Raw genomic sequence first — 10,392 nt, forward strand, 5'->3', positions numbered from 1 at the left:
GATCGCGTATGAAAGTTGGACAGCAGCGCATTCAGTATCTCAGCACTTCTCCGTACGGTGGTTTCCGCACAGCCGAATGAGGAGTATTGACATGCTGAGAATAGGCATCATCCTGGGCAGCACCCGTCCCGGCCGCAACGGCGAGGCGGTGGCGCGCTGGGTCCACGAGCTGGCCGTCAAGCGCGGCGACGCCGAGTACGAGATCGTCGATCTGAAGGACTTCGACCTGGGCAACCTGGACGAGCCCGAGCACCCCGCCACGGGCAACTACCAGTACGAGCGCACCAAGCGCTGGTCGGCCAAGGTGGCGTCGCTGGACGCGTTCGTCATCGTGACGCCGGAGTACAACAACTCCTACCCCGGAGCGCTCAAGAACGCGCTCGACTTCCTGTACTCGGAGTGGACCAACAAGGCGGCCGGGTTCGTCGGCTACGGCGTGGACGGCGCGCCCCGGGCGATCTCGCACCTGCGGCACGTCCTCGGCCTGCTCAGCGTGGCCACCGTGTCGAACCAGGTCGGGCTGTCGATCCACACCGACTTCGCGGACGGCTTCCAGCCCGCCGCCGCCCACGAGGACCGGCTGAACGTGGTCCTCGACCAGGTCCTGTCCTGGGGCTCGGCCCTGCGCCCGCTCAGGGCGGCCTGAGCCGCGGGCACCGGCGGATCCGGCGGCCGGGCCCAGCCCCGGCCGCCGTGAGCGGACCTGGGCGGGGGCCGGGTCCAGGCGGATTGGACCTGGGCCGGGGTCGGTCCAGGCGGGCGAAACCTGGACCGGCTCTGGTCCGGCCGGGCGCGGACCTGCGCCGGGGTCAGGTCCAGCTGGGCAGGACCTGGGCCACGTAGCGGGCGCCGAATCCACCGGTGGGCAGGATCCCGGCGATCGCGTCCAGGTCGGCGGGGCCGAGGGTGAGCTCGGCGGCGCCGGCGTTCTCCTCCATCCGCCGCGGGCTGCGGGTGCCGGGGATCGGCACGATGTCCTCACCCTGCGCCAGGACCCAGGCCAGGGCGAGCTGGGCGACGGTCGCGCCCTTCGACGCGGCCAGCTCGCTCAGCCGCTCCACGGCCGCCAGGTTCTGCTCGAAGTTGCCCGGCTGCCAGCGGGGGTCGGTGTTGCGCATGTCAGTGGCGTCGTAGGAGCCGGCGGGCTTGGCCGTGCCGGTGATGAAACCGCGGCCCAGCGGCGAGTAGGCGACGAACCCGATCCCCAGCTCGCGCAGCACCGGGAACAGCTCCTCGACCTCCCGCTCGAACAGGGAGTACTCGGTCTGCAGGACGGAGACCGGCTGGACGGCGTGCGCCCTGCGGATCGTCTGGGGACCGGCCTCCGACAGGCCGAAGTACTTCACCTTGCCCGCCTCGATCAGCTCCTTGACGGAGCCCGCGACGTCCTCGATCGGCACGTCGGGGTCGACCCGGTGCTGGTAGAGCACGTCGATGTGGTCGACGCCCAGGTAGCGCAGGCTGTTGTCGGTGACCTCGCGGATGTGCTCGGGGCGGCTGTCGAGCCCGAAGCCGATCCGCGCGGGGTCGGACAGGTCGAAGCCGAACTTCGTGGCCAGGACGACCTCGTCGCGGAAGTCCTTGACCGCCTTGCCGACCAGGGTCTCGTTGGAGCCGGTGCCGAGGCCGTACAGCTCGGCGGTGTCGAAGAAGGTGACGCCCAGGTCGTACGCGCGCCGGATGGCCGCGATGCCGGCCTGCTCGTCACCGGGGCCGTAGGCCATCGTCAGGCCCATGGATCCGTAGCCGATCGCCGAGACGGCCAGACCCTGACGGCCGAGAGTGCGCTGTCGCATGCTGAGTTCCTCCAGAGCAAACCAAACGGTTCGGTATGGACTTCTCCACCCTACTCCCCTTCGCCCGGCGTCCGTCCCTGGCACCCGGCGGCGATAAGATCGTTCCGCCGGGCAGGCCCGGCTTTCCGGCGCGGTGGAGCAAGGGCCAGATGAGCGACGAACCGATACGACGACTTCGCGCCGCCGCCCGGCGGACCCGTGAGCTGGCCGGGCAGCGGGCGGGCACCGGCCTCGGCCACGAGGACGCCGACGACGACGTCGGCACGATCGGCACGGACGGCGCCGTCGGCTTCGACCCGTTCCCCCTGCTCGGAGCCCTCCAGCGGCACGGCGTCCGCGCCGTGGTGATCGGGCAGGTGGCCGGCATCATGCACGGATCCGCCGAGCTGACCGGCGACCTCGATCTGCTCTGGGACGGTGTCCCCGAGCACGCCCCGGCCCTGGCGGCCGCCTTCGCCTCCGTCGGCGCGCGGCTGAGCGACGAGCGGGGCGAGCCCGTGGCGACCCGGCCGGAGTCCTTCCTCAGGCCCAAGGTGCAGTTCACCGCGACCGGAGCCGGCGGCGACTGCTGCACCCCGGACCTCCCGTGGGGCGGGCTGCGCGTGCGGGAGGTCCTCGACCGCGCGGTCACCGCGGCCGGGCCGGACGGCCTGGAGGTCGGTTACGCCGGTCTCGACGACCTGATCCTGATGCGCCGCGCCCTCGGCCGGCCGAAGGACCTGCGCCGGGCGGCGGAGCTCGAGTCCCTGCGCTCCGGGCGCTGACGCGCCGGATCACTAAGGTTGGGGCATGGCCAGAACCGACTCCACCCGCGACCGCGTCGTCACCGCCGCGCGAGCGGAGTTCGCCCAGTTCGGGATCGCCGGCGCCCGGGTGGACCGGATCGCCAAGGCCGCCCGTACCAGCAAGGAACGCGTCTACGCCTACTTCCGCAACAAGGAGGCCCTGTACGCGCACGTGGCCTCGGCCGAGCTGGCGGCGGCGGCCGACGCGATCCACCTGGATCCGGCCGACCTGCCCTCCTACGCCGGCCAGCTGTTCGACTACTTCACCGCCAACCCCGGCCGGCACCGGTTCATCGCCTGGGGCCGCCTCGAACTGCCTCCCGCCGATCGCTCCCCCGCCGAGCCGGACGCCTACCGCGACGCCCTCGCCGTCAAGGTGGACCGGATCCGGCGCGCGCAGCAGGACGGCCTCCTCGACGCCTCCTGGGCCCCGGCCGACATCATGGCCCTGGTCTGCCAGATCGCCGAGACCTGGAGCGACCAGGTCGTCATCGCCGCCCTCGCCGACCCCTCCCCGGCCGCCCGCCGCGCCGCCGTCGTCCGCGCCGTCACCGCCCTCTTCCCACCCTCCGGCCCCACCACCTGAGCACCCGGGCCGGCGTCGATCGCGTCGCCGAGCGGACGTCGGTCGCATCACCGGACGTCGCGTCACCGGACGGGCGTTGGTCGCGCCGCCGGGCCGCCGTAGGGTGGAGAGGTGACCGTCGTGCCCGCTCATCGCAGGTCCGCGGCCCTGGCCCCGTTCGTGGCGGCACTGAGCTCCTACGACCTCGGCCCGGGCGGCGTCCATCGCGGGCTGCCCTCCACCACGATCTCGATCACGATCCCCGAGGCCGACTCCCTGGAGATCGGCTGGCTCGGGCGGCAGGGCTCGGCGCAACGGTTCCAGGCCGTGGTCGCCGGGCTGCACCTCGACCCGGCCGAGCTGACGCAGCGGGGCGGCACGCGCGGCGTGTGGCTGACGCTCAGCCCGCCGGCCGCGGCCATGCTGCTGGGGGTCCCGGCGTCGGCGCTGTCCGGGCAGCTCGCCGAGCTCGCCGACGTGGCCCCGGCGATGGCGGACCTGCCGGAGCGGCTGGCGGGCTGCCGGTCCTGGCCGCGGCGCCGGGCCCTGGTCGAAGAGGCCCTGCTCGCCGGGCTGGACCGGCACGAGAGCGACACCGGCGGCCGGGAGTTGCCGGCCACGCTGGCCGCGTTGTCGGGGACCGCCCGGGTGCAGGAGGCGGCCCGGCTGCTCGGGTGCTCCAGGCGGCACCTGAGCGGCACGGTCCGCTGCGCGCTGGGGGTGACGCCGAAGGAGTACCAGCGGCTGCTCCGGTTCGAGGCGGTGCGTGGCCAGCTCGTGGCCGCCGCCCGTGACGGGACGGCCGGCCTGGCGGATGTGGCCGCGGCGGCGGGCTTCGCCGACCAGGCGCATCTCACTCGCGAATGGCGGGCGATGGCCGGGTGCACGCCGGCCGAGTGGCTACGCACGGAGGGCCTGACCGGCCCCACCGCCTGAGAGGGTCATGCGCAAAAGACCCGAGCGATCCCGCTCCGAAGCGAGCGGTCATGCGCGGAAGACCCGGGCGGTCCCGCTCCGAGGCGGGCCTTCAGGTCCCGTTCCCAAATCTTCAATACGCCCGCTCGCGTCCGGCCGACGATGGACTCATGACTTCTGACATGCGGCTCTCTCCCCGTCTCATCGTGCCCGACCCCGAGCGCGCGTCGGCGTTCTACCAGGCCGCCCTCGGTGCCGAGCGGGTGTTCAGCGCTCCCCCGGGCGACGACGGCCGGCCCAGCATGATCGATCACCGCGTCGGCGGGGCGTCCTTCCAGGTCTCACCCGCCGTCTCCGCCTGGGGATGGCTGTCGCCCGACGATCTCGGCGGCTCAGCGGTCCTGCTGGAGGTCGAGGTCGAGGATCCGGACGCGGTCGGCGAACGCATGACCGCCCACGGCGCCGAGGTGCTCGTGCCGATCGAGAACCGGCCGTACGGCAAGCGTTCCGGCCGCGTCCGTGATCCGTTCGGCCATCTGTGGATCATCACGGGCGAGCTCCGCTGAGCCCGCTCGCCGGCCGCCACCGGCCGCGGGACACCGCGGCCGGTGGCGAGCCCGTCAGGCGGGTTGGAGCAGGACGGGCAGTTCGCGGTAGTCGTTGGCGATGAACGAGGGCTGCGGACGCAGCGCTCCCGCGGGCGTGGCCAGGCGCAGGCCGGGGAAGCGGTCGAAGAGGGCGGGCAGGGCGACGGCGGCCTCCAGCCGGGCCAGGGGCGCGCCGAGGCAGAAGTGGATGCCGTGGCCGAAGGCCAGGTGCTGGCGGTCGGCGCGGTCGATGTCGAACCGGCCGGGGTCGGGGTTGGCGAGCGGGTCGCGGCCGTGGGCGCCGAAGGCGATCAGGATGAGCTCGCCCTTGCCGATGGTCACACCGTCGCCGAGGTCGAGGTCGGCGGTGGCGTAGCGCAGCGGCAGGTGCATGAGCGGCGGGTTGTGGCGCAGGGTCTCCTCGATGACGTCGTCCCAGCGGCCGGGGGCGGCCTGGACGGCGGCGAGCTGGCCGGGGTGGGTGAGCATGGCGACGACGGCGTGGTCGATGAGGGAGACGGCGGTCTCGCTGCCGGCGCCGATCATGAGGATCAGGGTGCTGACGAGTTCGTCGGGGCTGAGCCGGTCGGCGCCGGTCTCGTGGGCGGCCAGCAGGATGCTGGTCAGGTCGGCGCCGGGGGTGGCGCGCTTGTGCTCGATCAGCCGGTGCATGGCCGCGTACATGCCGCGCTGCACGGCGGTCGCCTCATCGGCGGACAGGGTGGTGTCGAGGACGGCGTCGATCGTGCGCAGCATCTCGGGGCGCTGGCCGGCGGGCACGCCCATGAAGTCGCAGATGACCTGGGTGGGGACCCGGTAGCTGAAGCGGGAGCGCAGGTCGACCGGCCGGCCGGGTGGTTCGCGGTCGAGGTCGTCGAGCAGTCCGGTGACGACCGCCTCGACCGCGGGCCGCATCTCCTGGATGCGGCGGGGGGTGAACGCCTTGCCGACCAGGTCCTTCAGGCGTTTGTGGTCGTCGCCGTCGACGGTGAACATGCTGGTCACGTCCACCCAGGCGGTCAGCCAGCCGATGGCGTAGGGCCGGTAGTCGGGCCAGGAGGTGCGGGCGTTCTTGGAGACGTCGGGATGGGTCAGGAGCGTTCTGACCACCTCGCCGCGGCTCACCGACCAGGCGACGAGGTCTCCGGGCAGTCGGACGCGCACGGCGGGGCCGCCGGCGCGCAGGTGGTCGACCTGTTCAAACAGGTGACCGCCGGTGGTGTCGAGGGTCATCGGTTGGCTCATCGCGCGTACCTCCTGTGGGGGCGGTGGGGGCGGCGAAGGCATGGGCCGGCTGCGGCCGGAAGTGGACGGCGAGCCGGGCGGGACACTGGTGGAAGGGACCTGGGCGGTTGACGACCTCCGCGTCGGCGAGCTGGACGTCCCAGAGCCGGTCGAGCAGGGTCTCGATGGCGCTCTGGGCGATGATGGCGGCCTGGCTGTCGGCCGGGCACCGGTGCGGCCCGGCCGACCAGGCCAGATGGGAGCGGTTGTCGTAGCCGAGATCGGGCGGCAGCGCCGGGTCGGCGCCGGTGGCGGCGTGGCTGATCAGGATGGGCACGCCGGCCGGGATGGGCACGCCGTGCAGGGTGGTGGCCGTGCGGGCGTAGTGGACGGAGAAGTTCGCCATGGGCGAGCGCACCCACAGGACCTGTTCCAGGGCGCGGCGCACGGTGATCGCGCCGCCGGTCAGGTCGCCGGCGTAGTCGTCGTCCGACAGCAGCAGCCGCAGCCCGGAGGCGATCCACGCGGCGGTGGGGATGGTGCCGGCGCCGACCAGGACGACGAGCTGGTGCAGGATCTCCTCGTGCGAGAGCCGCGCCGGGTGGGCCAGCATCCAGGAGGTGCAGTCGCGGCCGGGGCTCCGGTTCTTCATCGCGATGATCTCGGCCAGGGCCTGCGCCAGATCGGCCGCGGCCTGCCCGGCCGCCGGGCCGGCGCTGATCATGCCCTGGCAGGCGGTGACCATGCGGCCGGTCAGCTCCGGCGGGCAGCCGAGCAGGTCGGTGAAGACGAGCAGCGGCAGCATGTCGGCGTACTGGCCCATCAGCTCGGCGTGGCCCTGCTGGGCGAAGCCGGCGATGAGGCGCAGCGCGTGGGCGCGGGTGAGGTCGTGCAGTCCGGGCTGGCTGACGCGGGCCAGGCAGTCGTCCATGGCCTGCCGGAGCCGGGCGTGGCGCTCTCCGTCGGCGTACAGCAGGCTGGGGCGGAAGGCCATCAGCGCCAGCACCGGGCTGTCCTGCGGGACCCGGCCGGCCGCCAGGTCCTCCCACAGCCGGCTGTCCTTGCTGTAGGTCTCGGTGTCGGTGAGCAGGTCGATGGCGGCGCGGTGGCCGGTGACGACCAGGGCGTGCACCCCTTCGGCGATCTCCGCCCACGCGACGGGACCGGCGGCCCGCAGCGCCTGGTAGACGTCCTGCGGGCGGGCGGCGAACTCCGGCCCGAACATCCGGGGCGGGGCCACCCGCGCGGCGGGCGGGGTCACGTACGAGGTCATGGGGTGTGCTCCAGGTGACGGGGACGGTAGAGGATGTGGCGGACGAGCGCGATCAGGCCGTGCTTGGCCGATCCGATCTCGCGGGCGTCGAGGCTCACCAGCGGCTGCTCGTCGTCCATGCTGAGGCTGTCGCGCAGGTGCGCGTCGCTGTAGCGGGGCGAGCCGGAGAAGTGGTTGACGGCCACGGTGTACGGCAGCCGCGCCTCTTCGAGCAGGTCGATCGCGTCGAAGCTGTCGGCGATGCGGCGGGTGTCGACCAGGACCAGCCCGCCCAGGGCGCCCTGCATGAGGGAGCGGACCATGCCGTGGAAGCGCGGCTGGCCGGGGGCGCCGAACAGGTAGAGGACGATCTCCTCGCTCAGGGTCAGCCGGCCGAAGTCCATCGCGACCGTGGTGGTGTCCTTTTCGGACAGCTCGTCGAGCTCGTCCACGAGCTCGCCCGCCCTGGTCATCCGCTCCTCGGTGGACAGCGGCCTGATCTCGGAGACGGTCCTGACGAACGTGGTCTTGCCGACGGCGAACGGGCCGAGCACCAGGACCTTGACGGACTGGGCCCGGGCCGGCACGTAGCGGTCAGAGCTTTTCAAGGGCCACCAGCACTTTCCGCAGCACCTCCGCGCTGTGCGGGGACGAGGCCGTCGGGACGAAGGGGGCGCGGGCCGACAGGTGGCCGCTGTCGAGCAGCCGGGAGACGATGACGCGCACGACGGGGCCCGGCAGGTGCAGGTGCGCGGCGACCTCCGAGACCGACAGCACTCCCGGCAGGCAGAGCTCCATCACCCGGCGCGGCTGGGCCGCCAGCCCGGTCACCGGCTGCCCGGCGTCGGCGAGCAGGAGCGTGGCGGCGTCCAGGCCCTGCCGCGCCGGGGTGAGGTCGCCGCCGGTGGCGGTGTGGGAGCGCACCATGCCCGCACGCCGGTGCCGGGATTGGGTCATGTCGTGTCGCCACGTTCGCGTGCGCCGAGGACGGGCCGCAGCCCGTTGATCATCTTCAGCGTGGCCTGGATGGCCACCGAGACTTCGTGGCTCGCCGACTCGCCCCGGACGGACACGCCGACGCCGGTGCGTTCCGTGGCGACGAACAGCAGCAGCGTGACCGTCTTGAGGTCGCTGACCATGAAGCGCAGCGGGCCGGGCGCGTGCTGCCGCCCCTGGGTGCGGCAGAAGCCGCCCAGGTCGCGCTGCAGCGAGTTGAGCCCGGCCAGGGTCGCCGCCGTACGGTCGGCGTCGTCGCGGTCGAGCCCGTGCGAATGGGCCATCACCAGCCCGTCGGAGGTGAACAGCAGCGCGTTGAGCACCCCCGGCTCCTCGCACAGCCGGTTGAGGGCCCAGCTCATGTCGGTGCTGTCGGCGGTGGGCTGTTGCATGATCATGCCTGTGCGTTTCCTTCAGGATCGGCGGCCTCGGCGGTCAGGCCCGTGGTGAACGCCCGGCGGAGCGTCTCCAGGCCGGCCGCCGCCTCTTCGGGAGAGCGGGTGTCGGTGAGGGCTTCCTGGGTGGCGACGGCGGGCCGGGGTGTGGCGGGCTCCTGGCGTCGTTCGCGTTTGGGCAGTCCCTGCGGCGTGGTGGCCATGACGGGCGCGGGGGCGGGGACGGCCGTGGCGAGGGCCGGCGGCTGCGGCGCGGTGGGGGTCTCGTCCCCGCGGCGTTCGCCGGCCGCCGGTCTCTGCCCGGCCGGGGCGGGGTTGATGACGCTGCTCGGGATCAGGCACACCGCCTTCACCCCGCCGCTGCCCGAGGGGGCGCTGACGTCGACCCGGAAGCCGTAGTCGTGCGCCAGGCGGCCGATGACGGCGAAGCCGAGCTTGCGCTCGTCGGCCAGCCCGGCCACGTCGAGGTCCGCCCGCGCCGACAGCCGCCGCTCGGCCTCGGCCAGCTGGAAGGCGTTCATGCCGTAGCCGGCGTCCTCCACCACGATCCGCAGCCCGGCGGGGACCGCGGTGACGTAGACGCTGACGCGGTCGCTGGAGTAGGTGGCGGCGTTGCTGAGCAGTTCGGTCAGCGCGATGGTGATGGGCTCGACGACGCGGCCCTCGACGTACTGCTCGCCGACGTCGGGCAGATAGGTGTGGTCGACCCGGTTGTAGGCGCTGATCCGCCCGCGGGCCCCCTCGACGATCTCGCGCAGCGTGCAGTCCGCGCGCTGCATGCCGGGCCAGGACCCGGTCAGCACGCGCAGCCGCTGCACGGCGTGCAGGCTCCAGGTGGTCAGCGCGTCGAGGTCGACCAGCGTCTGATGGAACGGGGTCTGGGTGGGGAAGTCCTGGAACGCCTCGTCGATCTTCATCTGCAGCCGGGCGAGGTACATCTGCACCTCGTCGGCCATGCCGCGCACGCCGGTGCGGGCCGAGCGGTCGATGTCGTCGCGGGTGGCCCTGATGGTCTCGCCGAGCAGGTCGATGGCGCTCTGGTGGTGCTTGGCCAGCAGGCTGTCCTTGAAGCCCGGGTGGAGCAGCGCCGGGACGCTCACGCCGGCGTAACCGCGGGCCTGCTCGTCGGCCACCGCCTGGAGGCGCTGGAGCAGGTGACCGGACTCCTCGATCGCGGCGGCGTACCACTGCCGGTTCGTCTCGGCCTGCCGGCGCGCCTCCTGCAGCGACTTCTGCAGCGCCGCGCGTTCGGCCTGCTGGCCGCCGGTCTTGACCGGCGCCTGGACCGCTTTCACCGGCCCAGTGTCCGGGCCGGTGTCCGGGCCGGTGCCGGAGGTCCTTTCCGAGGGTCTCGCGGGGGCGGGGGCGGGGGTCCGTGGCGCGCGGGCGCGTACCGCGAGCGCGACGACGGCGCCCAGGACGACGGAGAGGGCGAGGACGGCTCCTAAGAGGGTCGCCACCGCGAAATCAGTTGTGATCACGACAGTCCTTGTTCGGCGCCGCGGGCCAGGCCGGGCGCGGCGAGATGGCGGTGGGGGCCGCGTGCGGAATGGTGTCCCGCCGTCCGCGCGTGTCTTTCGCGGCACAGCAATATGAAAAATATTCAGAATTCGCTTGCTGGGGCCCCCGGAAAGGAGCCGGCCGAGGCCGGAGCGACGGCAACGCTGTGCCTGGTTTCCCTGACGACACGACTATCTCCGCAGCCACATATAGGAACACTCGCAAACCTTACGCACCCGCCTCGCCGGATGTCATGCCCACTTCGTTATCACACCTCTTGGGGCGCTTGTCTTCAATAGAAATCCCATCTCGCCCATTTCCGAAATATCCCCACGAAACTCTTATGGGCGCGCCTCTAAGCACCTGAAACGGAGACC

At 72.7% G+C, this 10,392-nt stretch carries 12 protein-coding genes; 5 read left to right on the forward strand and 7 right to left on the reverse strand.

The genetic code is table 11. The features are described from left to right. Window positions 1-91: 91 nt before the first annotated feature. Window positions 92-646, forward strand: a complete 555-nt coding sequence (locus B0I32_RS40585; RefSeq protein WP_106248751.1) for an NADPH-dependent FMN reductase — start codon at window positions 92-94, stop codon at window positions 644-646. 163 nt (window positions 647-809) lie between these two features. Here B0I32_RS40585 and B0I32_RS40590 read toward each other — a convergent pair whose 3' ends face one another. Further along, a complete protein-coding gene (locus tag B0I32_RS40590; RefSeq protein WP_106248753.1) occupies window positions 810-1,796 on the reverse strand; it encodes an aldo/keto reductase in 987 nt (328 codons plus the stop codon). 149 nt (window positions 1,797-1,945) lie between these two features. Between B0I32_RS40590 and B0I32_RS40595 the strand changes: the two genes are divergently transcribed. The 4 genes from B0I32_RS40595 (at window position 1,946) to B0I32_RS40610 (ending at window position 4,627) form a co-directional block, all read left to right on the forward strand. Then, window positions 1,946-2,560, forward strand: coding sequence for a hypothetical protein (locus tag B0I32_RS40595; protein WP_106248755.1), 615 nt, complete (start codon window positions 1,946-1,948; stop codon window positions 2,558-2,560). A 25-nt stretch (window positions 2,561-2,585) separates the two neighbouring features. Beyond that, window positions 2,586-3,167 (forward strand): TetR/AcrR family transcriptional regulator, encoded by a 582-nt coding sequence (locus tag B0I32_RS40600; RefSeq protein WP_106248757.1) that lies wholly within the window; start codon window positions 2,586-2,588, stop codon window positions 3,165-3,167. Window positions 3,168-3,278: 111 nt separating this feature from the next. Next, complete coding sequence (locus B0I32_RS40605; protein WP_245956332.1) at window positions 3,279-4,082, forward strand: helix-turn-helix domain-containing protein; 804 nt, start codon at window positions 3,279-3,281, stop codon at window positions 4,080-4,082. 149 nt (window positions 4,083-4,231) lie between these two features. Next, complete coding sequence (locus B0I32_RS40610; protein ID WP_245956333.1) at window positions 4,232-4,627, forward strand: VOC family protein; 396 nt, start codon at window positions 4,232-4,234, stop codon at window positions 4,625-4,627. 54 nt (window positions 4,628-4,681) lie between these two features. On the opposite strand, the gene B0I32_RS40615 is transcribed toward B0I32_RS40610, so the two are convergent. From B0I32_RS40615 to B0I32_RS40640, 6 genes are read right to left on the reverse strand one after another with little or no spacing between them, the layout of a single operon-like run. Then, a complete protein-coding gene (locus B0I32_RS40615; protein WP_106248760.1) occupies window positions 4,682-5,893 on the reverse strand; it encodes a cytochrome P450 family protein in 1,212 nt (403 codons plus the stop codon). Further along, window positions 5,847-7,145 (reverse strand): cytochrome P450 family protein, encoded by a 1,299-nt coding sequence (locus tag B0I32_RS40620; RefSeq protein ID WP_181308327.1) that lies wholly within the window; start codon window positions 7,143-7,145, stop codon window positions 5,847-5,849. Before B0I32_RS40620 ends, B0I32_RS40615 begins: the two co-directional genes overlap by 47 nt. Next, on the reverse strand, window positions 7,142-7,732 hold the full coding sequence (locus B0I32_RS40625; RefSeq protein WP_219912266.1) for a GTP-binding protein: 591 nt from the start codon (window positions 7,730-7,732) through the stop codon (window positions 7,142-7,144). The genes B0I32_RS40620 and B0I32_RS40625 overlap by 4 nt, the downstream gene beginning before the upstream one ends. Continuing rightward, window positions 7,719-8,081, reverse strand: a complete 363-nt coding sequence (locus B0I32_RS40630; protein ID WP_219912267.1) for a DUF742 domain-containing protein — start codon at window positions 8,079-8,081, stop codon at window positions 7,719-7,721. The genes B0I32_RS40625 and B0I32_RS40630 overlap by 14 nt, the downstream gene beginning before the upstream one ends. Then, window positions 8,078-8,518 carry a roadblock/LC7 domain-containing protein gene (locus tag B0I32_RS40635; RefSeq protein ID WP_106248765.1) on the reverse strand — a complete coding sequence of 147 codons (441 nt, stop codon included), beginning with the start codon at window positions 8,516-8,518 and terminating at the stop codon, window positions 8,078-8,080. Before B0I32_RS40635 ends, B0I32_RS40630 begins: the two co-directional genes overlap by 4 nt. Further along, complete coding sequence (locus B0I32_RS40640) at window positions 8,515-9,996, reverse strand: histidine kinase (protein ID WP_146178494.1); 1,482 nt, start codon at window positions 9,994-9,996, stop codon at window positions 8,515-8,517. Before B0I32_RS40640 ends, B0I32_RS40635 begins: the two co-directional genes overlap by 4 nt. Window positions 9,997-10,392: the final 396 nt, after the last annotated feature.

The sequence above is a fragment of the Nonomuraea fuscirosea genome, from assembly GCF_003001935.1.
In the GTDB taxonomy this organism is placed as follows: Bacteria; Actinomycetota; Actinomycetes; order Streptosporangiales; family Streptosporangiaceae; genus Nonomuraea; species Nonomuraea fuscirosea.

What these genes read in the sequence shown, in the direction of transcription:
- B0I32_RS40585 (WP_106248751.1), top strand. Translation starts at nt 92, where the DNA reads ATGCTGAGAATAGGCATCATCCTGGGCAGCACCCGTCCCGGCCGCAAC.
- B0I32_RS40590 (WP_106248753.1), bottom strand. Translation starts at nt 1,796, where the DNA reads ATGCGACAGCGCACTCTCGGCCGTCAGGGTCTGGCCGTCTCGGCGATC.
- B0I32_RS40595 (WP_106248755.1), top strand. Translation starts at nt 1,946, where the DNA reads ATGAGCGACGAACCGATACGACGACTTCGCGCCGCCGCCCGGCGGACC.
- B0I32_RS40600 (WP_106248757.1), top strand. Translation starts at nt 2,586, where the DNA reads ATGGCCAGAACCGACTCCACCCGCGACCGCGTCGTCACCGCCGCGCGA.
- B0I32_RS40610 (WP_245956333.1), top strand. Translation starts at nt 4,232, where the DNA reads ATGACTTCTGACATGCGGCTCTCTCCCCGTCTCATCGTGCCCGACCCC.
- B0I32_RS40615 (WP_106248760.1), bottom strand. Translation starts at nt 5,893, where the DNA reads ATGAGCCAACCGATGACCCTCGACACCACCGGCGGTCACCTGTTTGAA.
- B0I32_RS40620 (WP_181308327.1), bottom strand. Translation starts at nt 7,145, where the DNA reads ATGACCTCGTACGTGACCCCGCCCGCCGCGCGGGTGGCCCCGCCCCGG.
- B0I32_RS40630 (WP_219912267.1), bottom strand. Translation starts at nt 8,081, where the DNA reads ATGACCCAATCCCGGCACCGGCGTGCGGGCATGGTGCGCTCCCACACC.
- B0I32_RS40635 (WP_106248765.1), bottom strand. Translation starts at nt 8,518, where the DNA reads ATGATCATGCAACAGCCCACCGCCGACAGCACCGACATGAGCTGGGCC.